Genomic DNA, 21,452 nt, shown 5'->3' with positions numbered 1-21,452 from the left:
GGGTTACCCGGTACGGATGCGCGTTGCTATTGCAGATGACCGTGGTTCAGCGCGGTGAGCGGCTCATTAACATCGAAAATTTTGCAGATAACCTCGTTTACGCCGAGAGATTTCAGACGCGCGGTGTGCTTGTTGAGATAAGCGAGCGCGGTTTCTTCATTCGCAAAAAGATAGATCCCGCCCGCCTCCTGATTTTTTTCGCTTTCCGTCCAGACCTTCCAGATAAACCCCGGCTCCTGATTGATGGACTCGGCCAGCTCCACGAGCTGACGGGACATCTCGTTGCCGAAGGGACCGTTAAAGGCAAAGTGCAGCTGCAGTAGTTTTTTCGACATACTTCCTCCATGGATGATGTTTGCGCGGTAATAGACCATTTTAATGACATGGCGATGAAAAGATAACCACAGTTTTTTTAACGGCACAAAATGGTAAGTCACTGATTTTTAACCGCACGAAACATTAAAAACTCAACAACACGCCATACTCGATCGCAGTTAATATTCAACTGGCAAATATAAGGTTGCTTATTAATCAAGGAAAAAGTATGGCACATAAAATAAAAGCGCTGGCGATAACGATCGGCGCAGCCCTGGCGTTAACCTCTTTTGCATCCCAGGCGGAAATTACGCTTTTAAAACAAGATCCGCAGGCGGGCGATCCGTTAAGCCGGCTTAATTTCACCGTCGGCGGGAGCATCCGTCCCCAGTTCAACATGATGTCCGGCGACGGAGACAAAGGCTCTTATAAACGTAACGGTTTCGATGGCGGTACCCGTTTCCGCTTCGCCGCCGACTACTATCTGTTCGATGATATTAGCTGGATCAGCTACTACGAGCTGGGCGTCAATATTCCGGCGCTTTTCGACTGGGATAACCACTACGCCGAAGGCGCGAATAACACCAGCCGCCGTATGCTCTATACCGGTCTGAAAAGCGATACCTGGGGGACGTTAACCTACGGTCAGCAGAACAGCGTTTATTACGACGTGGTTGGGGTAAAAACCGATATCTGGGATTACGACATGATAGGCCAGGCGCCGGGTAACGGCATCAACGGCGACTACGATGGCTCCTATCGCTCACGCAATATGCTGAAATATAAGAAAACCGTTGGCGATGTCGATCTTTACGCCTCTTATCTGTTTGAGGACAGCGAATATCTGCCGGGAAACGGCCTGCGCTACAAGCGTAAAGGCGGCGGCTCCATCGGCGCCGATTACCACATCATGAAGGATTTGACCTGGGGCGCAGCGTGGAACTATACCCGCGCCGATATGCGTAACCCCTCCAGTTCAGACAGCAAATCATACGATCAGAATATCGTCGGTACCGCGCTAAGCTGGACGCCGGATAACTGGACCTTCTCCTTCGGCGGCGGCTGGTATCAGAACTTCCTGACCACCAAAAAAACCGATGTTCATAACTACTTCGCGGGCGATGCCTGGGGTATTGAGTACTTTGCCGGTTATAAATTCCCGATTGGTCAGTATGCGGTGAAATCCATTCAGCCGTACTTTATGGGCGACCGCCTGCAGTACGTGAACGGCCGCAACTATCAGCGGATTGATAACGGCGTCGGCGTGAGCTTCCAGCTGGATTATGGTTTCCGCGTTGACTATGAACACGTCTTCACGTCGAGCACCGACAACCTGGGCGATATGAACCTGGTGCGTCTGCGCTACGACTTCTAAGCGCTGACACTTCCCCGGTGACGCTGCGCTTAGCGGGGCTACAGGTTCACCGCAGTCTGCGGACCCGTAGCCCGGCTAAGGCATTTACGCCGCAAGCCGGGACAAGAGAGGATGTGATTACTCCGCCAGCCAGGCGGCGACGTCCTGCCAGCTGCCGCGAAAAATAATCTTCTCCGCTTTTTTGCCGAGCTGGTAGCGGTACATCGGATCGTAATACTCGTTCAGCAGGGGAACCAGCCAGCTGAAGTGGGCTTCGGTGCTGGCGGTTCGCTGCTGCTCAAGCAGGGCTTCATCAAGCCGGGCGGTGAGCTGGGCAAAACGCTGTAACCCGAGGCGGCGGCGGATTGCGAACAGACCATGATGCAGATATTCGCTATACGCCTGCCAGCCTTGCTCTTCGCCGTAGGCCGCCAGGAAATCATGATGCATGCGCGCAAAATACTCTTCCCGCAGCCGTTCAAGACGGACAGCGAACGGATCTTCCACCACCGCCAGCGGCGACTGCGCCATGCGAAGACGCATGCACTCCGGCAGGTGATTGGCGCCAATCATATGCCCCTCATCCTCCAGCACCCAGCGCGTCTGCTGCCCTGACTTTTTGAGCATTGCCACGGCCAGGTGATTTTCAAAGGTTGCCTGCTGATGCTGCTTCTGTAGGGTTCGGCCAAATGAAGAGCCGCGATGATGGGCGAGCCCTTCGAGATCGATACCGTCCGGTTGAGCGCCGACCAACTGGGTTTTACCGTTACCGGTACAGCCGCCGATCAGCACGATAGGGCGCTGCACCAGCTCTTCGGTAAGCTGTATCGCCGCCTGGCGCAGCGCCTTATAGCCGCCGACGATCAGCGGGTAATCCACGCCCGCTTCCTTCAGCCACTGCTGGACGATATGCGAACGCTGGCCGCCGCGAGCGCAGCACAGGTAGCCCTCGGGATAGCGCGCGCAGGCCTCTTTCCAGGCGGCGAGGCGGCGGGCGCGAATCTCGCCGTTGACCAGCTGATGGCCCAGCGCGAGGGCGGCGTCCGGCCCCTGACGCTTATAGCAGGTGCCGACGGCGGCGCGCTCGTCATCGTTCATCAGCGGCAGGTTGATCGCCGCGGGTATGGCGCTTTGCCTGAATTCAACCGGGGCGCGTACGTCAATCAGCGGCGTATCGCTGGCGAGAATCTGCCGAATATTCTGTGGTACTAATTCCATCATTTAAACCGTTAAGCCATTCAGACGCGTCGCTCGACGCGATAATTCCTCTATTGTACGCGGTGAGCGGCAGGCTGAATTGATTTTTCACGGTGTATCGCTGAATAGCGTCAGGAATGGCTGGATTTAAGCATCCGTGGGGCTGGCAAGTTGGGTAGCCCGGCTAAGGCGCAGCGCGCCGCAAGCCGGGATAAAGGAGAGAGGATTACGCCAGCTGCGCCTGCGCCCAGAAGATACCGCTGGCATATTCCGGCAGCAGCAGCGGCTTCAGCGCTTCCAGCGTCGCGCTCAGGCGGTCGGTATCGCTGTCGGTCAGGTTCAGGTGGCCGACTTTACGACCCGGACGTACCTCTTTGTCGTACCAGTGCAGATGCACCAGCGGCAGCTTCAGCCAGTCATAGTTCAGATCGGTACCGATCAGGTTGATCATCACCGACGGGCTGTTCACCACCGGCGGCGGCAGCGGCAGATCGGTAATCGCCCGCAGATGCAGCTCGAACTGGCTAATGGAGGCGCCGTTTTGCGTCCAGTGGCCGCTGTTGTGCACGCGCGGCGCCAGTTCGTTAATCAGCAGGCCATCAGCGGTGACGAAACACTCCATCGCCATCACGCCAACGTAGCCCAGCTCATGCATGATCGCCGACAGCATCTGCTCCGCCTGCGCCTGCTGGCGGGCATTGGCCTGCGGAAAAGCGACGCTGGCGCGTAAAATACCGTCCTGATGCAGGTTGCGGGTCAGAGGATAGAAGACCGTGCTGCCGTCCCGGGCGCGAGCGCCGACCAGCGACACCTCGCCGGAGAAGTTAATGCCCTGCTCAACGATACACTCGCCGTAGTTATCCTCCGGCAACTGCGCGGTTTCATTTTCCCGCAAACGCCACTGGCCGCGGCCATCGTAGCCGCCGACGCGGCGCTTAACGATAGCCAGCTCCCCGAGGCGGGCGAATACCGCAGGCCATTCGCTTTTATCCGCCAGAAGCTGCCACGGCGCGGTGGCGAGCGCCAGCTTATCGAACAGCTGCTTTTGCGTCAGGCGGTCGGCGATTATCGGGAAAACGTCGCGGTTAACGAAGGCGGAATGACGCGCCAGCTCGCGGGTCAGCGCCGTTTCCGGCCAGCGTTCAATCTCTGCGGTAATCACGCTTTGCTGTACCGGCACCGCTTCCGGGTCGGCTTCCAGACCGACCGGCCAGACCGCAATACCCAGCGGCTCGCCGGCCTGGCGCAGCATCCGGCCTAGCTGACCGTTGCCGAGAACGCAAACCTGCTTCATGCCGCACCCCGCGGATCCGGGTTATCCAGCACTTCATCGGTTTGCGCCTGACGCCAGGCGCTGAGGCGCTGGTGCAGTTCCGCATCGTGCTGGGCGAGGATCTGCGCCGCCAGCAGGGCGGCGTTGGCGGCCCCGGCTTTGCCGATGGCCAGCGTACCCACCGGGATGCCGCGCGGCATCTGGACGATGGAGTAGAGGCTGTCTACGCCGCTCAGCGCCGCGCTCTGAACCGGCACGCCTAACACCGGCACCAGCGTTTTCGCCGCAATCATGCCCGGCAGGTGCGCCGCGCCGCCGGCACCGGCAATAATCACCTGAAAACCGTTTTCTTCCGCGCCTTCGGCGAAGCTGAACAGTTTATCGGGCGTGCGGTGGGCGGAGACCACTTCGACATGGTACGGAACGTTCAGGGCATCAAGGATTTCTGCGGTAAACTGCATGGTAGCCCAGTCGCTTTTGGACCCCATCACGATGGCGATACGCGCCGAATTATTGCGGGAAGACATGCGTCTTAAAACTCCTGTGGGTGTGTTTCACACTGCTTTAGAGGCCACAGAGAATAGCATGAACTCCCGGCAAGGAAAACGGTTGCGTGCGCATGGCCAGCCGCCTTTGTGTTGTCGGTATTCGATGAAACGCGCCGGTTATGAGCGGGCAAAAAGTAAAACCAGCCCCCGTCCCCGGGTCAGCATAAGAATGCCCATCACCAGCAGGTAGATTTGCACAACGCGCTCATCGTGCGGCCCGGATAAATCGCGGAAAATAAAGAATCAGCCCTTGCCGGGGGCTAGAAAGGAAAATGAATCAGCTCAACGTCTTCTGGCGTCACTTTGACCATAGAGCCCTGGCTATGCCAGGCGCCGAGCACCACGCGGTACGCGGTCTGGCCGTTGGCTTCTAGCGGGTGGACGGCGGGGCGGTGCGTATGCCCGTGAATCAGCCACTGAACGCGATGTTTCTCCATGACGTCAACGACCGCCTGGGGATTCACATCCATAATTTCCATCGACTTGCTGCTGTTGGCCGCTTTGCTGTCGGCGCGCATTCTGGCGGCGATACGGCGGCGGATAAACAGCGGCAGGGCCAGAAACAGGCGCTGGATCCAGGGATTGTGAACTTTCGCGCGAAACGCCAGATAGCCTGCATCGTCGGTGCAGAGGGTGTCGCCGTGCATAATCAGCACCTTGCGCCCGTAGAGGTCGAGAAGCTTCTCTTCCGGCAGCAGGGTCATCGCGCTTTCGCGGGCAAAGCGCTTGCCGACGAGAAAGTCGCGGTTGCCGTGAAGGAAGTAGCAGGGGACGCCGGAATCGGCCAGCGCTTTGAGCGCTGAGGCGATTTGCCGATGCAGCGGGTTAGGATCGTCATCGCCGATCCAGGCTTCAAAGAGATCGCCGAGGATATACAGGGCGTCCGCCCTGCGGGCTTCCCCCTGTAAAAAGCGCAGAAAACCGGCGGTAATCGCCGGTTCTTCCGTTTGCAGATGCAAATCCGCAATAAAAAGTGTCGCCACGAATTATTCGCTAACGGTGACGCTTTTGATCACAACATCTTCTTTCGGCACATCCTGGTGCATGCCGCTGCGGCCGGTGGCGACCGCTTTGATTTTGTCGACCACGTCCATCCCTTCAACGACTTCTGCGAATACGCAGTAGCCCCAACCCTGCAGGCTTTCGCCGGAGAAGTTCAGGAAGTCGTTATCGGCGACGTTGATGAAGAACTGCGCGGTGGCGGAGTGGGGCGCCTGAGTACGGGCCATCGCCAGCGTACCGCGGGTGTTTTTCAGACCGTTGTTCGCTTCGTTCTGAATAGGAGATTTGGTGGTTTTCTGATTCATGCCCGGCTCAAAACCGCCGCCCTGAATCATAAAACCGTTGATTACACGGTGGAAAATAGTGTTGTCGTAGAAACCTTCACGACAGTAGTCCAGGAAGTTTTTAACTGTTTCCGGCGCTTTGTCGTCAAACGTCTTGATTACGATATCGCCATGATTGGTGTGGAAAGTAACCATTTTTGCATCCTGTTCCGATGATTGTGGTGCCTGCACCCGGAGTCGGGTGAGATATAGGGGGCTGTTATAGCATAACCGCGGGGTTGGATCACCTTGCAATGTGTGCTGCTTCGGGGTTGAATTAAGGTTAGAATACGCGACTTATATCCACACACGTCTACACGGAATCTTCGATGTTAAAAATTTTTAATACACTGACGCGCCAAAAAGAAGAATTTAAACCTATCCATGCCGGGGAAGTTGGCATGTACGTGTGTGGTATTACCGTTTATGACCTCTGTCACATCGGCCATGGCCGTACCTTCGTCTCATTCGATGTGGTCGCGCGCTACCTGCGTTTCCTGGGCTACAAGCTAAAGTACGTGCGCAATATCACCGATATCGACGACAAAATCATTAAGCGTGCTAATGAAAACGGCGAAAGCTTTGTTGCGCTGGTGGATCGCATGATTGCCGAGATGCACAAAGACTTCGACGCGCTGAATATCCTGCGCCCGGATATGGAGCCGCGAGCGACTCATCACATTGCGGAAATTATTGAGATTACCGAGCAGCTGATCGCTAAAGGCCACGCGTATGTTGCCGACAACGGCGATGTCATGTTCGATGTGCCGACCGATCCGAACTATGGCCAGCTGTCGCGTCAGGATCTCGACCAGCTGCAGGCCGGCGCGCGCGTTGATGTCGTTGACGTCAAGCATAACCCGATGGACTTTGTGCTGTGGAAGATGTCGAAAGAGGGCGAGCCAAGCTGGCCGTCGCCGTGGGGCGCGGGCCGTCCAGGCTGGCACATTGAGTGTTCAGCGATGAACTGCAAACAGCTGGGCAACCATTTTGATATTCACGGCGGTGGTTCGGATCTGATGTTCCCGCACCATGAAAACGAAATCGCCCAGTCCACCTGCGCCCACGACGGCGAGTACGTCAATTACTGGATGCACTCCGGGATGGTGATGGTTGACCGCGAGAAGATGTCAAAATCGCTGGGCAACTTCTTTACCGTGCGCGACGTGCTGAAGTTCTACGACGCGGAAACTATTCGCTACTTCCTGATGTCCGGCCACTATCGCAGCCAGCTGAACTACAGCGAAGAGAACTTAAAGCAGGCGCGTTCCGCGCTGGAGCGTCTGTATACCGCGCTGCGCGGAACCGACAAAACCGCAGAGCCGGCCGGCGGCGAGGCGTTTGAGGCGCGCTTTATCGAAGCGATGGACGACGATTTTAATACTCCGGAAGCCTATTCCGTGCTGTTCGATATGGCGCGTGAGGTTAACCGCCTGAAAACCGAAGATGCCGCCGCGGCCAACGCGATGGCGGCGCATATGCGCAAGCTCTCTTCTGTGCTGGGGCTGCTGGAACAGGAGCCGGATGCTTTCCTGCAGAGCGGCGCGCAGGCGGACGACGGGGAAGTGGCGGAAATTGAGTCGTTGATCCAGCAGCGTCTGGACGCGCGTAAAGCGAAAGACTGGGCGGCGGCGGATGCCGCGCGTGACCGTCTCAACGAGATGGGCATCGTGCTGGAAGATGGCCCGCAGGGCACCACCTGGCGCCGTAAGTAGTCTCATTCTCTCTTTTTAGCCGGGGCCATCCCCGGCATTTTTTTGCCCTGACTCAGGCTAAGAAACGAAGCGCGGTCCTGATTTCGCCTTCGTACGTTCCCGGCCAGCGGCTGCAGCGTTCGTTGGGAAGAAGAGGTATCAGGCGGAAGTGCAGGTTGCCGGAGGCAGCCAGGGGAGCGGCTGTGCTACACAGGACGTGATATCGGAAGATGGCGGCGCTGACTGAAGTGCAGAAAAACGAGAGATCATCTGTCGGGGTGGGGGGGCAGGCGCCGGTTGCGGCGCCTGAACGTTTTACTCGGTAACGGTAACGCTCTGACCTTCAAAGCTCACCGTTTGACCGGCGACGATTTTGCAGCGCTTGCGGGTTTCCACCACGCCGTCAACGTTGACCAGGCCGTCGGCAATAGCGATTTTCGCCTGCGCGCCGCTTTCGCTCCAGCCTTCCAGCTTCAGCAGGTCGCACAGTTCAACGTGCGGGTGTTTGCCTAAAGAAAAATTCGCCATCTCAGGCCTCCTGAATGTCGTGATACTCTTCGCACGCCTGCAGCGTGTTCTGAATGAGGGTGGCTACGGTCATCGGGCCGACGCCGCCGGGAACCGGCGTGATGTACGACGCGCGCGCGGCGGCATCTTCATAGACCACATCGCCAACCACTTTGCCGCTTTCCAGGCGGTTAATCCCGACATCGATCACGATCGCGCCTTCTTTAATCCATTCGCCCGGAATAAAGCCCGGTTTACCGACAGCCACGATCAGCAGGTCGGCATTTTCGACGTGATGACGCAGGTTTTTGGTAAAACGGTGGGTGACGGTGGTGGTGCAGCCTGCCAGCAGCAGCTCCATGCTCATCGGGCGTCCGACAATATTGGAGGCGCCAATGACCACCGCGTTCAGGCCGTAGGTATCAATGTTGTAACGCTCAAGCAGCGTGACGATCCCACGCGGCGTGCACGGACGCAGACGCGGCGCGCGCTGGCACAGACGGCCCACGTTATACGGGTGGAAACCGTCAACGTCTTTGTCCGGCGAAATGCGCTCCAGCACTTTGACATTATCAATGCCGGCGGGCAGCGGCAGCTGAACCAGGATGCCGTCGATGGCGCTATCCGCATTCAGGGTGTCGATGAGTTCCAGCAGCTCCGCTTCGCTGGTGGTTTCCGGGAGATCGTACGAGCGGGAGACGAAGCCTACCTCTTCACACGCTTTGCGCTTGCTGCCGACATAAATCTGCGATGCCGGGTTGCTGCCGACCAGCACGACGGCTAACCCTGGAGCACGAAATCCGGCCGCAACGCGCGCCTTCACTTTTTCCGCAACCTCAGAGCGTACCTGCTGCGCAATCGTTTTACCGTCAATAATTTTTGCTGCCATCAGAGAGAGGATTCCATCTGTATCTTTACGAAAGGGGGATGGCGATATTTTGTCAGAAGCCAGCCCCGCTGTCAGTCTTCGTTTAAGATTTTATCTTTCTTAGGCGTTGCAGAGGCTGAAAAACGGGCCTGACCGCGCTGCGAATGGCGCAAAAAGGAGCCCGGGAGCCGAAGAAAGGTTAACGTGCAGAAACATAAGGTTGGATAAACTTTATACTGCTTTTGCGGCATAAGCCGCCAGCCTGCACAGGCAAGCGCAGTTTCGCGGCAAAATACATTGACTCATCAGGCGTGGACCGTATAATTCCGGCGATTGCACATCATGAAGCTCGCTTCTCAATGCGCCCTTAGCTCAGCTGGATAGAGCAACGGCCTTCTAAGCCGTAGGTCACAGGTTCGAACCCTGTAGGGCGTACCATTTAAAATCAATAAGTTAACCATTAAAATAAGAAAACCCGCTACATGAGCAGGTCAGGTAACGGGTCAGGTATTAGGTTTTCGTTTTGTTTACCCAGGCTTCGTAAACCGTCTCGGGCCATCCGAGAAAAATCCCGCTGGGCGTTCGCTCTGGTGCCGGAAATTCTTTCCTCTTCGCGTACATCCTCCACAAGGTCGGCTTACTCTTTCCGGTCAGCTTGCACATTTCTTTAATGCCAATATATCGAGTTGCCATTTTCAACCTCACACCACATTCAGGCCACGACTGTGGCGCCACAATTCAAATTCTCTGTTCATGTCAAAGGCTCCGAAACATCCAGGAAATGGCAAACGCAACACCGACGATGCAAAACGCTGTAGGCCAGTCCATCACTTCGTCTCCCCAATAATCTCAACACCTGCAGAAATCAGCGCAGCCGCACATGCTTCACGCATGCTTCCTGCGCCAGCAGAAAACCCCTGATACCATTCAGCGTCAGAACCGAGTTTCGGCAACCCCGGCAACTTAATCTGCACGGCTGTTTTTGCCGGCGTACCAAATCCCAGCTTTTCCCGGAGTTCAGCGATAGCAGCATCATGCTCTGCGCGGGCCCCTGGACCCATAGCATCCAGCTCTGCGTAACGTTCGGCACGGTTCTTAAGTGCTCGCAGAACCAAGTGAGTGGTAACGCCTTTGCCAAACCGGAAGCCGGGTTCAAGAATGACCGGGCAGGGGAGCGTTTCAGGGTATTCCTGATTTGGCTGAGCGTGACGATAGAGCGGGATGACGCACTCCCCGGACGGAGACGAAAGCGTTCGCAACAGGTGCTCTCCATCTCTTGCAGCGGCTAAAGTTTCTTCGCTGCAAAACATCGCCGGCTCGCTGTCTATTGCGGCCAGCGCCATGCGGGCCAGCTCTTTGCTTTCGCCATGCTTCAAGAATCCATCTTCGGCGATTTCCTGCAGGCGCTCTCTGGTTATGGTTGATTTACTCATTGCTTAGCCTCCCGCATCAGATGTTTGTAGGCCCGGAGGGCGTGCTTTGTCTGGCCACTCAGTACCGTTTTCATGATGAAAAATCCGGTGCTATTGCTGGTCATGCCGGGAACCAAAAAGAGAGCAACATCTATCGCCCGGTTGTGCCGGCGGAATTCAAACACCGTGCTGGTGACCACAATGTTTGCAACGGATCCGTAGTCCTGATATTCGATTTTCATGCCAGAGTCCTCGCCAGTAATCGCGCAATACCAAAGAAACAGCAGACACCCGCCGCAAACCCCAACCCAGAAAGGCTGGAGAAAAACAACGTAAACATCGCCAGTTCAGATACCTTCTTCATCCAAGATGCTCCTCAACCACCTTAAAAGTGGAATCTCGGCAGGGCATCACGACAAATTCCGGATTGCCGTAAGTGGTGTTAATGGCAGAATCGAACTGAAATTTAACCGCACCGCCGTCACCTGAAGGCCGCAGCTGCACGGGAATAAAGGTTCGCTCCCGGCCAAACATCTTTTCCGGATAGCCGAGATATTCCGCCTGGATCAGTGGGTGAATGCTGAGGTCCAGTTTCTTCGGGATGATGCGATCTAAATCCGGGAATCGGCCATCAAGCAATTTAATACCGGTAATGGACAGGCGACGCTGAAACATGTCACGATGAATAGCTATCGGCTCTTTGTTGAAAATCAGCTCTGTTGTTTCGGCTTTGGCCGGGACGTTACCTTCAAACTGAACAATGATGTTTTTCTTCGTCCGGATGCCATGCTACATGCGCAACGCTACATGCCCGTTAGTTGCCTCAATGTGCTTCGGGGTAACGTGAAGCCCGCAAAGGTAATAGCGAACATCGTTCTTTGCAGCGCAGACCAGAGCGGCGCGGATCAACTTAGATTGAATGATCATGATCTATCCTCCGGCGTATAAATCGCTTTATCGTGGCTGTATTCACCGTTCCATGTCTTTTTCATCGGTAGCTCACCTTTCATGTACAACTGGTACAGACGATGGCAACCTTTCTCCAGCATTACGGGTGTAAATTTCGTGAAAGCATCCTTCCCGTGCGGGGTGATCTGGGTCTGGTCTTCAGTCAGGTACTTATCACGGGCATAGGAGGCAACACGCCAGCGCGGGTCTTTCTCTGGATCACGCTGTTCGTTGAATACCCAGTCACGCTCAAAGGCCCACCACATCATTTTGTTGATGTTGACGCCGTTTAGCGCCTTGCAGAATGCCGGGATGGTCATGCCTTTGGTAAAGTGTTTCTCCAGACTTTGAACGGTGGCGCTGAGCGTTTTATTTTCCAGCGCAGCAGCTTCGGCACGTTCTTCCGCCTCAATCACCATCAAAGCTAGCTCTTTGCGGCTGATAGCAACCTGGGTTGACGGAGCAGGGATAGCGTCACGCTGGGTAAAGTAGAACTCCACGAGTTCTTCGTGATATCCCCACGCCTGATCGGTATCGACGACTTTTGACATGCGAGCCGCGCCGCGTTCGGTCCAGAGAATCAGCTGGCTTGTATGTTTATTAACCAAGTGACTTTCGGGTACTAGGTTCTTAAATCCCTTTAGCTCTGAGCCAGTCAAAAGGAAGTAATGCTTACCCTCCTCGAACCGTTCCAGATTGCGTGACAGGTTTTTACGGATGTTTACCTCATCCGTACCATATCCCGCAGCCAACTGCTCAGTGGTCACAACGCGCTGGCCGCGATACTCGATAATTTGCAGATCGCAAGCCGCCACAGTTGCTAATTCAGTTTTCATTGCCATGTTAGTTAGCCTCCATCAGATCAATTCCGAGTTTTTTCGCAAGGCGTCGTTGATTGCGAGTCAACTGCATCCGGACCATGCCTTCAGGGGCTGGTGTTACTGCGCCGTGGAGGCTATGCCGAAGACTCGCATAGTCACTGGCATTGCTGTTGTCTGGCCGGATGTGGCTGTGGAAAAACTGCGCCATCGTCATTCCTGCGTATCCTTGTGATGTGCTGTTTCTGCGTGCTTTCTTTGCCATCATCATTCCCCTCAGTGCATAACCGGCACGCCAGGCATGCCTTCGGTCTGGATTTGCTCGATAAAGCCGTCATGCAGAAGGTTGAAACCTTCCCGGCCCATAGCGGACAGCATGAATCCGGAATCATCGTCAGCAACAACCATGTCCTGATACATCCGCAGCGCCAGCTTCTGACCAAGGTCAGGCCCGTATTTCTCAATGGCGCCGGCCTCAACATGGTTAGCGAGCGCAAAGCGCTCTGGTCCTGGATAGACGCTAATCGCGCCATGCCGCCCGGAATAGATAACGGCTATATCAACGCCGCCTTCGTCGTTCGGAACGTCGACAGTCCCGTTCTTCTCCAGCTCCTCGGTAATGAATACCGCGGCGAGCAACCAGCGCCAGACGATGATTTGCTGCTCGATAGTGAGCGTGAGCCAGCTGCTTTCTACCGCCTCCATGATGCAGGCCAGAATATTCATGCCGTCGGCAAGGCGTTTGTCGTAGTGACCGTTATCCAGTTCACGAATAGCGGCGGAGTAACCAATAATCCTGCTTCCAGATAACCGGATGCCGGCAGACGTTGGTTCCGGGTTAAATGCTGTGTGATCCATTGCGTACCTCTGCTGGTTTGCTGGCTTTGAGCTCTTCGCGCTCCTTCACGTAGCGGTCGTGCATGGCATCCCACTTTTCACACCACTTCTGCATTTCACGTTTGCGGGCGAGGATTCGACGCAGCCGGCGAACGGTGCGCTGGTGGGCGCGGTGGTATTCGTCGGTAGTTTCGCCACGGCGCCACATTTCGTTTCCTTCATGCTCCACAAGGTAATCAGGGTGGCGCTGCTTAAACCCGGACAGAGCAAAGGCATGCGACGTCAAAAAGTGAGCCAGCCAGCTAATGGCAGTGCCGGGGCTAAAGCAACGCTTCATGCGTCCGTGACGAATAGCGGCGTAAAGGTCGCCAACGGGCGTGTGGTGCTTCTGTAATGCCAGGTCAATGGCGCTGGCGGTGCGGTTATCGTTCATCGTTTAATTTCTCCTGAGTAACGTTCATGGCTCATTACTTCCCAGTTCCGGCCATCGTCTTTCGATAACAGCCGCCAGCGTGGGTTAACCTTCAGGCTGAGATAGCCGGTGCGGTGCGTACGGCGTGCATAGATGCGCTTCCGGCGGTACCGCAGCAGGACCTGCAGCGCCTGCAGGTGTACCCGCTCAGGAATTCGTATTGCTGTTAGTGCCACTTGCTTCCTCCTGATTAGGGGCGATTACCTGATACCCGGCTTTCTTTGCCATCCAGAAGAAGGTATCCATGCTGGCAATCAACTCGTTATCGCGAACTTTGCGGGTATCTATTACCTGGCCGTTTTCAATCGTCATAACGACCTGCACTTTTTCGTGTGTAATAGGGGGGGGGTAAATTAGCCATTAGTTAATTTCTCCGCTTTTAATGACTGCTCAGCCAGTGTTGCAATAAGTGCATTCATAAAGTCCACACCATCCGGTGTTAACTTATTAACGCCCATGCAATTCGAATAATGCTCAGCAATTAAATGCTCCGCCCGTTCGCGCTTGTGGTTGTCATAAATCATTGCTTCAAACAGCTTGATTAATGCTTTTGTTAAAATGTCCTCATCAAGCTCTACAGGTAATTTCGTACCGTCTTCCAGTTTGACTATCTGGAAATAACTTCCGGTTCTACGCATCATTGAATCTAACTTTGCCCGAACGAGGTGACGGCGACGAGTTTCAATCAGATTTGTTTTCACGGCGCTTTTCCTCCTCCTTTAACCAAATAGCAACTTCGGCTGATAAATTAAGAGCAAGACCCAGCAATGCCTCGCATTGAAGAGAATTCATTCTTTCAAAACTCATGTGCATCAGATCTAATAATTCATTAAGGTTATTTGCTGATAACGCTGCATCTTCAATGCAGGTATCTGTTGCAGGGGCCCACATAATTACCTCCCGTACGCTTTACGAAGATAAAGACCCGCAATCAATTCCTGTCCGCATGATGCATAGAGCAGGGCGGTTTTATATGCATTGTGGTCGATGATGAAACTCATAATAAGCCCATTGCTAATTTTAGGATGAATGATTCCACACCGATTAAGGTGTTAATAAACTCTTTGTGGTTAATTTAACTTTTCTTCGATACTTTTTAAGTCACTACAAAGTTTATGTGCGTAGTCACAAATCACAGCAGACATATGGCACGAAGGATTGTCATTATCATAACTAGTAAAATAAGACTCACTATAAGTTTGTGTAACTGTCTCAAGTTTTTTAGCAGTAAGAACCGCATCGAATATATCATCGGCAAGATCATTTTTGATCTCAGCTCGCTTGTGGTGAATGGTCTCGTTGCTGTAAGTTTTAATATATTCATTCATATTATCTACAGTCTTTTGCATCGAACGAATGAGGCTATTTAAGGAGCAATCTGTTTCGTAATTTTCGTTACTTTTTTTATAAATATTTTCAAGTAGCACGGTGTTTTCGATTATGTCTGATACGAACACTTCAAGCATTTGGACTGGAGTTTTCATTGATCACCTCACGTAAGTATTGATTGCTTACTTAATCAAGTTAAACTTGATGCAAAGAGGTTAGCTTTATAGGTTTTTATAGTCAAGTTAAACTTGATTATTTTTTTATTGAGGGTAGTTACTTAAAAGGAGAACGGGCGAATGCCCGTTATAAATCAATAATTAACCGAATCTGTTAATGTTAAATGGAACCGATGAGATAACTTTTGACTGGATGTAGAGCATATCTAAAGCATCTTTCTCAATGCTCCAGGATTGATAATTAGTGTTATCAGATAGCACTACAATTTTGATGCCTATTTTTTGCAGTCTCTTTACATAACATTCACCTTCGAAACAAAAGGCGTAAATCCCGTCACCATCAAAGTAAGTTATTGTTTTATCTAAAAATAACAAATCACCCGGAGCTATCGTCGGTGACATACTGTCACCTCTGGCATTACCTATTTCAATATTCTTAAAAGGTCTATTACCTACAACTTGACGGGCATACTCTGGATCTAACTCTATGGAACGCACTACATCAATGAAGTCGCCCCTCACACTGGCACCATCACCGCAACTAAATTCGATATCTAATACTTTAAATTTTACGCTATCCGTGTCTTCTTTTTGAACGGATGAAGGGAAGGACGCGGGTTGCCCCTCCCCTAGAAACCATGATTGCGAATAACCACTGATTTCAGAAAGTTGGGCTAATCTCTTACCCCTTGGGACGGTGGTCCCTTTTGTCCAGTAAACAACCGTCTGCGTGCTAACCCCTAACTGGCGGGCTAACTCAGCTTTACTCCATCCTTTTTCCTTCAGAAGTTCTTGAATCATGTTTGCCGTGGCCACGCTATCTCTCCAAAGTTTCATCCAGCCTGAAAGCTAACACCTAAAGCAATGCTTGATTTCAAGTTTAACGCATGTTTTTGCTTCTTGCATGTTAATTAAATCTTGATATAGACTTCTTCAATAAAGTTTAACTTGATGGTGGGGTATGAAAGAAGACATTCGCATGAAATTGTGTGCCATTACTTCCCAAAGAGCCATTGCAAAAGGCTTGGGTGTAACGCCTCAGGCGGTGAATCAATGGTTTGCTAAATCTGTAATCCCTGCTCGATTTGTATTGAAACTTTGCGAATTTGTAGGTTGGTCCATTACTCCCCACGAGGTTCGTCCTGACTTGTACCCAAGCAAGCTGGATGGAATGCCACGTGTGGAAGAGGTGTGACATGTCACGCGCTAACACGTCACTAGATCCGATTAAGGCACTCGATATCGATTATCGCGATCCGCGAGGTGTTGTCGTGCACGTCACTGGGTGGAACCGGGAGAAGCAACAGGTGTATTTCACCAGGCAGGGATACCCGCATGAGTGCATGCAACCTGTCTGGAAGTTTCAACAGTACTTCAAGAGGTTAATTTCATGAGCAGCAAAATTCAGGGGTATGTGTGGGATGCCTGTGCTGTCTCGGGGGTCAAAGGTACACGCCTTATGGTCATGGTGCGCCTTGCGGATTATTCCAGTGATGAAGGCACGTCTTATCCCGGCGTCAAAACAATATCACGTCAGATAGGCGCCGGAGAAAGCACTATCCGAACAGCCTTGTCGGAGCTGGAAGCAGAGGGATGGCTGCGGCGAGAGAATCGTCGAAACGGTAACCGCAATACTTCAAATATGTACCATCTCAACGTTGAGAAACTGGAAGAAATCGCACTTCAGCAAAGAGCGTTCCTTCGGCTGGAACGTATCAAAAACAACCGGTTTGACCCTCCAGAATCTGACGCTTCGGATTTTGAACAGTCAGAATCTGACGCGTCAGATATGAGAGGCTCAAGCGCACTTGACCCTTCGGAATCTGGCAAAAACAACCGTTTTGACCCTCCAGAATCTGGAGGACATGATCCACAAGGTTTAAAACCTGATCCACAAGTAAAAGATCATGAACCACAAGAAGCGCGCGCAAAGCGCCAGAAAAAAACGTCATTCGACCCTGCAAGGCTAAAACCTGAAAACGTCAGTGATGAAGTCTGGCAGGACTGGGTTAAGTTCCGGCGGGAAACCCGAAAACCCCTGACCGAAACAACCTGCACATACCAGGCTAAGCAACTCGCTGGCCACCAGAACGCCGATGAGGTGATCCGTCGCTCTATTGCTGGTGGATGGCAGGGGCTTTTTCCTGAACGCGTGCCCAATCAACCGCCAGCGCCAGAGGTCATTTCGACCAGCGTGGGTAATGGCGCGGGAAATACTTGGTACACGCAGTCCAACGACGGTTCCGCAGAGGTGTTTATCAATCAGGCCGCTATTGACCGCCTTAAGCGCGGAGCTAACCGCCCATGAAAATCATCCTGAAACGCATGCTGGTTGCCGGTTTTAACCGCGGCTTTCTGCGCGAGGGATTCGTGACGTGGTGTTTTATCAAATTCGATTTACGGAGTATCTAATGGGCCCGGCTGAACTATCCGAAAAACTGTGGGACAACGCCGAAAGGGTGGCGAAATATCTGCTGCCTCGCGGGCATCTGGAAGGGAAAGAGTGGTGCGCGGGTAACACCAATGGCGATTCTGGCAAGAGCCTGAAAATTAACCTGAGCGGGAAAAAGGCGTGGTCAGATTTTGCCAGCGGTGACAGCGGCGATCTGCTCGATTTATGGGTGCTGGTGCGCAACTGCCAGCTGCATGACGCCATGCGGGAGGCTAAAGAATTCTTGGGCCTGAAAGATGACGATCATCACTTCGAGGCCAAGAAAAAAACATTCTCCCGGCCGACGAAAAAGGGCGTAAAAAAAGCGAACCATTGCTACGACTATCTGGCCTCGCGTGGAATCACTCGCGAGACTGCTGACCAGTTCCGCGTTTCTGATGCGGTGGTTTGGTATCACGATGAAAACCGCGAAGTGGCGGCGGTGGCGTTCCCGTACATCCGCAACGGCGAACTGCTGCAGGTGAAGCGGATCGGTATCGAACGTCCTAGCGGGAAAAAGCTCATTATGGCTGAGGCTGACTGTGAGCCAAGCCTGTTTGGCTGGCAGGCTATGGATGCCAAAGCCCGCGCTGTCGTGTTGTGCGAAGGGGAGATCGACTGTATGACCTACTCGCAACTGGGCATTAGTGCTCTGTCGGTGCCGTTCGGCGGAGGGAAAGGAGCCAAACAGCAGTGGATCGAGTACGAGTATCACAACCTGGACCGCTTCGACGAAATCTGGCTCAGTCTGGACAATGACGAAGTTGGACGCGAAGCTGCGAAAGAAATCGCCCGGCGCCTGGGTGAGCATCGTTGTCGTCTGGTTGAGCTGCCGCATAAAGATATCAACGAATGTCTGATGGCCGGGATGAGCGAGGATGATGTCTGGCAATGCCTGGGTACGGCGAAATTCTTCGACCCTGACGAATTATGCTCTGCTGGCGATCTTCTCCAGGAAACCATTGACGCGTTTGAGCATCGCGATGTTGGCCTGTTCACCAGCCCATGGGCGTCATTAAACAGCAATTTTAAGTTCCGCGCCGGTGAATTGACCCTCGTTAACGGGGTAAACGGACACGGAAAAACTGAACTGGTGGGGCATATTGCCGTAGACGCCATGAGCCAGGGCGTACGCGTTTGCATTGCATCGCTTGAGCTGAAGCCCGGAAAAATGCTGGCCCGCCTGACCCGGCAAACAATCTGCAGAAAATCCCCAGAACGTGCAGAAATCGTCATGACGAATGAGTGGTTCTCCGATCGTCTGTGGGTGTTCAAGCTCACCGGTACCGCGAAGTCCGGACGCCTGCTGGAAATTTTTGCCTACGCCCGCCGCCGGTATGGGATTGACCTGTTTGTGATCGACAACCTGGCGAAATGCGGACTCGACGAGGAAGACTACGGCGGCCAGAAAGAATTCATCGACACCCTGTGCGACTTCAAAAACGAGCATAACTGCCATGTACTGCTTGTCACCCACGCCCGCAAAACCAACGAAGCGGCGCCAACGGGGAAAATGGACGTCAAAGGCACTGGCGCATTAACCGACATGCCCGACAACGTGATGGCCGTCTGGCGTAACATCCCCCGCGAACTGGCGCAGCGCAAAGCTGAGCGCATGGGGTATGAAAGCCTGGACAAGGACGAACAAACCGCTATTCAGATGCCAGCGTCAATGATCCGCCTGCTGAAGCAGCGAGAAGGGGAAGGGTGGATAGGTGACATCGGGGCAACCTTTGACTCCCGGTCACACCAGTTTCTGGAGGGCGATAAAGGCCCGTATAACTATCTGGCTGGCGAGCAACAAAGCGAACTCGATATTGAGTGGGAAGCCGGCAATGCAGCGAGGTATTAAAATGGACCGTCTGATTCGTGAAATGTCGTATCTCTTTACTAAGCAGCGGTTTATGGAACTCCAGGAGCGAGCGCATGAAATCGCAATGAGTAACAGCGAACACCTGGAATGTTTTGGATTCATTATCGACGCCATTGATGAATTTCTGGAGGGGCTACCGGATAACCTTCTTTACCATGAAAAGCCCCTTATGCATTACATGGTGATGCGCAGTCTGGCCTTGTGGGATGACGGTGAAGAATTAACTAATGTTCAGTGGGCGCACCCTGGCTGGTTCGGCACAGCCGAAAAAGGAGACACCATCCAATGAAACTGGAATCAGCACTCAAACACTTCAGCCCTCAGGGCATGCACATCAGCGACGACGTGAAAAGCACATCACCGAATCGCCTGAACGGTACAGATATTATGACCGGGATCGGGGTGACCAGCAGCAGGGCGCGGTTCGGGCTGGCGGCGTTCTTCGGTAAGGCCGGCATCAGTAAGTCCGATGAGCAGATGGCAGTTCAGGCGCTGGCGCGGTATGCCATAGATTCAGCACCAAAGAACGTGCGGAAGGCCGCGGGTAAATCACTGGGGCGCTGCTGCCTGATTCTGGCGCAGTTTGCCTTTGCAGAGTATTCCCGTTCAGCGGAAACCACGGGAGCCTGCAGGGTATGCGAGGGGGCTGGTTTAACCAAATCAGTTGAGGAGGTTGTTAAGCACCCCGGAATATACAAAAGCGACGGCGAGGAAATTGTCGCCCCGATTATCAGGCAGGAGATAGTATTACGGCAGTGCGTTGTATGCGGTGGGAAGGGGGCCATTAACGCCCGCTGCCGCTGCGGTGGCTCTGGACAGGTTCTGGATCGAAAAGAGACCAAAGAGCAGGGGGTGCCGGTTTATAAAACCTGTGAGCGCTGTTCGGGAAATGGTTTTTCAACGATGCCGTCTACGGCTGCGTACAAAGCGATTCTGACGCTCATTCCAGACCTGCACGTCAGAACATGGACCCGTAACTGGAAACCCTTCTGTGATGCGCTGGTGGACGTATGCTGGAAGGAAGAGCGCCATGCTGATAAGGAATTTCAAAAAGCGACCGATTTTTAAAACAATGGCGACAATATTTTGCTTTTTCGGTGCATAAGACTTGATTTTGTCCGAAGTTGTCGTGTATGCTTCTAATCATAGATACGTACATCCAAATGAAACTGACTATCAACCCTGCCACTCGGCGGGGTTTTTGCTTTTCTGGGGGAAGCTATGAAAATCTGCGCATGCCACTTTCACCCGAAAGGCTTTTTCCTGACATGTGACCATCAAGCTGACTTTTGGGTGCTTTTAAGTCCGTTGGTAGGCTGGGGGCGTTTCTCAATGATCCGCCCCGACGAGGAGTTCACAAAGTCTGGAGGAATTTTTCAATTGACTGAATTACGGCCTGCGGATGCAGAACCGCCGGAGTCAGTAATTGAAGCGTCAAATGTTTTATGGCGTCTGCCGGAAGCTCACGAAGTTTTGAAATCAGTCCCTTCCGCTGCTCTTCAGGAATGTTTGCAACGCGGATTATGTCTTCCAGGGCAATGATCGTGCTGTCGTGCAGCTTAACAGTTTGCACATTCAGAATAGCGCCTAGTCCGCCATCGTCGCGGATGAAATCAATACCACGGTGAGTGATGGCGGGCCTATTGACCAGGACGTAGCCTTCTGAGCTTGGTTTTAAACCACTCACTATCAACTGCTGCTGGTGGAGGTAAAGTAAATTTGCCATGAAACTATCAGTGTCAGGGTACAGATTGGTGATTTCATTGACCTGCTCGTTAGTTAGTTCGTTTGGGTATACAGCATAAAGAAGTTGCAGCGTTTCCCGTTGAATGCTTCTGTCGAATTTATCCATGTTTATCACCGAGTTTGATGTGGTTACTTCTGGCGATCTGACCATATCAGATGTGGTGATATGTCGCTACATAGCGGCAACTGAAGACCTGCAAATGATTGCAAATCAGCAGGCCACGCCCGGGAAGGGCGTGTTGAAATCAGATAATCAAGATGTTAAATTTCTGGCGTGGTGAATCCCCCTATGCGGAGGGGCATTGCCAGTCTGATATGTTTTTTTGCGC

Annotated in this window: 31 protein-coding genes, 1 tRNA gene and 2 pseudogenes; 10 read left to right on the top strand and 24 right to left on the bottom strand. The window is 53.2% G+C overall.

The genetic code is table 11. The annotated features are described in order from the left end of the window. Window positions 1-26 precede the first annotated feature (26 nt). A complete protein-coding gene (locus tag ABLU87_RS24190; RefSeq protein WP_048261487.1) occupies window positions 27-335 on the bottom strand; it encodes a monooxygenase in 309 nt (102 codons plus the stop codon). 209 nt (window positions 336-544) lie between these two features. Here ABLU87_RS24190 and ABLU87_RS24185 point away from each other — a divergent pair, with 209 nt between their 5' ends. Then, window positions 545-1,690 (top strand): porin, encoded by a 1,146-nt coding sequence (locus tag ABLU87_RS24185; protein ID WP_004130005.1) that lies wholly within the window; start codon window positions 545-547, stop codon window positions 1,688-1,690. 117 nt (window positions 1,691-1,807) lie between these two features. Here the strand turns inward: ABLU87_RS24185 and mnmH are convergent, their stop codons facing one another. The 6 genes and pseudogenes from mnmH to ppiB form a co-directional block, all read right to left on the bottom strand. Beyond that, entirely contained in the window at window positions 1,808-2,887 is a 1,080-nt protein-coding gene (gene mnmH / locus ABLU87_RS24180; protein WP_122117293.1) for a tRNA 2-selenouridine(34) synthase MnmH, read from the bottom strand. Window positions 2,888-3,092: 205 nt separating this feature from the next. Further along, complete coding sequence (gene purK / locus ABLU87_RS24175; RefSeq protein ID WP_122117294.1) at window positions 3,093-4,160, bottom strand: 5-(carboxyamino)imidazole ribonucleotide synthase; 1,068 nt, start codon at window positions 4,158-4,160, stop codon at window positions 3,093-3,095. Beyond that, window positions 4,157-4,666 carry a 5-(carboxyamino)imidazole ribonucleotide mutase gene (gene purE / locus ABLU87_RS24170; protein ID WP_004848424.1) on the bottom strand — a complete coding sequence of 170 codons (510 nt, stop codon included), beginning with the start codon at window positions 4,664-4,666 and terminating at the stop codon, window positions 4,157-4,159. The genes purK and purE overlap by 4 nt, the downstream gene beginning before the upstream one ends. Before the next feature lie 153 nt (window positions 4,667-4,819). Beyond that, window positions 4,820-4,909 (bottom strand): annotated as a pseudogene (locus tag ABLU87_RS24165) (hypothetical protein); the annotation flags it as partial. A gap of 38 nt (window positions 4,910-4,947) precedes the next feature. Continuing rightward, window positions 4,948-5,670, bottom strand: a complete 723-nt coding sequence (gene lpxH / locus ABLU87_RS24160; RefSeq protein WP_025107126.1) for a UDP-2,3-diacylglucosamine diphosphatase — start codon at window positions 5,668-5,670, stop codon at window positions 4,948-4,950. 3 nt (window positions 5,671-5,673) lie between these two features. Next, a complete protein-coding gene (gene ppiB, locus ABLU87_RS24155; RefSeq protein WP_004099775.1) occupies window positions 5,674-6,168 on the bottom strand; it encodes a peptidylprolyl isomerase B in 495 nt (164 codons plus the stop codon). 173 nt (window positions 6,169-6,341) lie between these two features. Between ppiB and cysS the strand changes: the two genes are divergently transcribed. Next, a complete protein-coding gene (gene cysS, locus ABLU87_RS24150; RefSeq protein WP_004848430.1) occupies window positions 6,342-7,727 on the top strand; it encodes a cysteine--tRNA ligase in 1,386 nt (461 codons plus the stop codon). 294 nt (window positions 7,728-8,021) lie between these two features. Here cysS and ybcJ read toward each other — a convergent pair whose 3' ends face one another. Together ybcJ and folD are read right to left on the bottom strand one after the other, a co-directional pair. Then, on the bottom strand, window positions 8,022-8,234 hold the full coding sequence (gene ybcJ, locus ABLU87_RS24145; protein WP_025107125.1) for a ribosome-associated protein YbcJ: 213 nt from the start codon (window positions 8,232-8,234) through the stop codon (window positions 8,022-8,024). Window position 8,235: 1 nt separating this feature from the next. Beyond that, window positions 8,236-9,102 carry a bifunctional methylenetetrahydrofolate dehydrogenase/methenyltetrahydrofolate cyclohydrolase FolD gene (gene folD / locus ABLU87_RS24140; RefSeq protein ID WP_004099791.1) on the bottom strand — a complete coding sequence of 289 codons (867 nt, stop codon included), beginning with the start codon at window positions 9,100-9,102 and terminating at the stop codon, window positions 8,236-8,238. Between the two features lie 340 nt (window positions 9,103-9,442). On the opposite strand from folD, the gene ABLU87_RS24135 reads away from it, so the two are divergent. Then, window positions 9,443-9,519 (top strand) — tRNA-Arg (locus ABLU87_RS24135). A 389-nt stretch (window positions 9,520-9,908) separates the two neighbouring features. Here ABLU87_RS24135 and ABLU87_RS24130 read toward each other — a convergent pair. From ABLU87_RS24130 to ABLU87_RS24065, 14 genes and pseudogenes are all read right to left on the bottom strand, one after another. Next, window positions 9,909-10,142 (bottom strand): hypothetical protein, encoded by a 234-nt coding sequence (locus ABLU87_RS24130; protein ID WP_196547518.1) that lies wholly within the window; start codon window positions 10,140-10,142, stop codon window positions 9,909-9,911. Between the two features lie 368 nt (window positions 10,143-10,510). Continuing rightward, window positions 10,511-10,735: a hypothetical protein gene (locus ABLU87_RS24125; protein WP_196547515.1), complete on the bottom strand. Its 225-nt coding sequence runs from the start codon at window positions 10,733-10,735 to the stop codon at window positions 10,511-10,513. After that, window positions 10,732-10,857 (bottom strand): sodium:solute symporter, encoded by a 126-nt coding sequence (locus ABLU87_RS24120; protein WP_085397480.1) that lies wholly within the window; start codon window positions 10,855-10,857, stop codon window positions 10,732-10,734. Before ABLU87_RS24120 ends, ABLU87_RS24125 begins: the two co-directional genes overlap by 4 nt. Continuing rightward, a pseudogene (locus ABLU87_RS24115) lies at window positions 10,854-11,420 on the bottom strand (hypothetical protein). Before ABLU87_RS24115 ends, ABLU87_RS24120 begins: the two are co-directional and overlap by 4 nt. Beyond that, window positions 11,417-12,283, bottom strand: coding sequence for an ORF6N domain-containing protein (locus tag ABLU87_RS24110; protein WP_196547513.1), 867 nt, complete (start codon window positions 12,281-12,283; stop codon window positions 11,417-11,419). Before ABLU87_RS24110 ends, ABLU87_RS24115 begins: the two are co-directional and overlap by 4 nt. Window position 12,284: 1 nt before the next feature. Then, complete coding sequence (locus tag ABLU87_RS24105) at window positions 12,285-12,476, bottom strand: hypothetical protein (RefSeq protein WP_196547512.1); 192 nt, start codon at window positions 12,474-12,476, stop codon at window positions 12,285-12,287. A gap of 59 nt (window positions 12,477-12,535) precedes the next feature. Then, window positions 12,536-13,054 (bottom strand): hypothetical protein, encoded by a 519-nt coding sequence (locus tag ABLU87_RS24100; protein WP_196547517.1) that lies wholly within the window; start codon window positions 13,052-13,054, stop codon window positions 12,536-12,538. A 43-nt stretch (window positions 13,055-13,097) separates the two neighbouring features. Beyond that, on the bottom strand, window positions 13,098-13,529 hold the full coding sequence (locus tag ABLU87_RS24095) for a hypothetical protein (RefSeq protein ID WP_102802778.1): 432 nt from the start codon (window positions 13,527-13,529) through the stop codon (window positions 13,098-13,100). Continuing rightward, window positions 13,526-13,744 carry a hypothetical protein gene (locus ABLU87_RS24090; protein WP_064757943.1) on the bottom strand — a complete coding sequence of 73 codons (219 nt, stop codon included), beginning with the start codon at window positions 13,742-13,744 and terminating at the stop codon, window positions 13,526-13,528. The genes ABLU87_RS24095 and ABLU87_RS24090 overlap by 4 nt, the downstream gene beginning before the upstream one ends. Next, on the bottom strand, window positions 13,716-13,880 hold the full coding sequence (locus ABLU87_RS24085; protein ID WP_176372916.1) for a hypothetical protein: 165 nt from the start codon (window positions 13,878-13,880) through the stop codon (window positions 13,716-13,718). Before ABLU87_RS24085 ends, ABLU87_RS24090 begins: the two co-directional genes overlap by 29 nt. Window positions 13,881-13,921: 41 nt before the next feature. Then, the gene (locus ABLU87_RS24080) at window positions 13,922-14,269 is read right to left on the bottom strand and encodes a hypothetical protein (RefSeq protein ID WP_320158336.1); all 348 of its coding nucleotides are present in this window, start codon (window positions 14,267-14,269) and stop codon (window positions 13,922-13,924) included. Beyond that, on the bottom strand, window positions 14,250-14,459 hold the full coding sequence (locus ABLU87_RS24075; RefSeq protein ID WP_071993356.1) for a hypothetical protein: 210 nt from the start codon (window positions 14,457-14,459) through the stop codon (window positions 14,250-14,252). Before ABLU87_RS24075 ends, ABLU87_RS24080 begins: the two co-directional genes overlap by 20 nt. 179 nt (window positions 14,460-14,638) lie before the next feature. Next, window positions 14,639-15,052 carry a hypothetical protein gene (locus ABLU87_RS24070; protein WP_032692699.1) on the bottom strand — a complete coding sequence of 138 codons (414 nt, stop codon included), beginning with the start codon at window positions 15,050-15,052 and terminating at the stop codon, window positions 14,639-14,641. Window positions 15,053-15,214: 162 nt separating this feature from the next. Next, on the bottom strand, window positions 15,215-15,889 hold the full coding sequence (locus tag ABLU87_RS24065) for a LexA family transcriptional regulator (protein WP_320108882.1): 675 nt from the start codon (window positions 15,887-15,889) through the stop codon (window positions 15,215-15,217). Between the two features lie 145 nt (window positions 15,890-16,034). Here ABLU87_RS24065 and ABLU87_RS24060 point away from each other — a divergent pair, with 145 nt between their 5' ends. From ABLU87_RS24060 to ABLU87_RS24035, 6 genes are all read left to right on the top strand, one after another. Further along, the gene (locus ABLU87_RS24060) at window positions 16,035-16,268 is read left to right on the top strand and encodes a YdaS family helix-turn-helix protein (RefSeq protein WP_071889436.1); all 234 of its coding nucleotides are present in this window, start codon (window positions 16,035-16,037) and stop codon (window positions 16,266-16,268) included. 1 nt (window position 16,269) lies between these two features. Then, on the top strand, window positions 16,270-16,467 hold the full coding sequence (locus ABLU87_RS24055; RefSeq protein ID WP_042946196.1) for a DUF4222 domain-containing protein: 198 nt from the start codon (window positions 16,270-16,272) through the stop codon (window positions 16,465-16,467). Then, the gene (locus tag ABLU87_RS24050) at window positions 16,464-17,381 is read left to right on the top strand and encodes a helix-turn-helix domain-containing protein (RefSeq protein ID WP_042944962.1); all 918 of its coding nucleotides are present in this window, start codon (window positions 16,464-16,466) and stop codon (window positions 17,379-17,381) included. The genes ABLU87_RS24055 and ABLU87_RS24050 overlap by 4 nt, the downstream gene beginning before the upstream one ends. A gap of 103 nt (window positions 17,382-17,484) precedes the next feature. After that, window positions 17,485-19,356: a toprim domain-containing protein gene (locus tag ABLU87_RS24045; protein ID WP_042944963.1), complete on the top strand. Its 1,872-nt coding sequence runs from the start codon at window positions 17,485-17,487 to the stop codon at window positions 19,354-19,356. A gap of 1 nt (window position 19,357) precedes the next feature. After that, window positions 19,358-19,666 (top strand): hypothetical protein, encoded by a 309-nt coding sequence (locus ABLU87_RS24040; RefSeq protein WP_042944964.1) that lies wholly within the window; start codon window positions 19,358-19,360, stop codon window positions 19,664-19,666. Then, a complete protein-coding gene (locus ABLU87_RS24035) occupies window positions 19,663-20,445 on the top strand; it encodes an antitermination protein (protein ID WP_185776576.1) in 783 nt (260 codons plus the stop codon). The genes ABLU87_RS24040 and ABLU87_RS24035 overlap by 4 nt, the downstream gene beginning before the upstream one ends. A gap of 286 nt (window positions 20,446-20,731) precedes the next feature. On the opposite strand, the gene ABLU87_RS24030 is transcribed toward ABLU87_RS24035, so the two are convergent. Continuing rightward, window positions 20,732-21,229 carry a hypothetical protein gene (locus ABLU87_RS24030; RefSeq protein WP_114260557.1) on the bottom strand — a complete coding sequence of 166 codons (498 nt, stop codon included), beginning with the start codon at window positions 21,227-21,229 and terminating at the stop codon, window positions 20,732-20,734. Between ABLU87_RS24030 and ABLU87_RS24025 the strand changes: the two genes are divergently transcribed. Next, complete coding sequence (locus ABLU87_RS24025) at window positions 21,228-21,404, top strand: hypothetical protein (RefSeq protein WP_158414542.1); 177 nt, start codon at window positions 21,228-21,230, stop codon at window positions 21,402-21,404. The two genes, ABLU87_RS24030 and ABLU87_RS24025, sit on opposite strands and share 2 nt — an antisense overlap. The last annotated feature ends 48 nt before the right edge of the window (window positions 21,405-21,452 follow it).

The organism is Klebsiella sp. CB_Kp196, assembly GCF_040061575.1.
GTDB lineage: Bacteria > Pseudomonadota > Gammaproteobacteria > Enterobacterales > Enterobacteriaceae > Klebsiella > Klebsiella michiganensis.
Note: the sequence above shows the minus strand (reverse complement) of the source record. Positions and strands in the feature narration are given on the sequence as shown.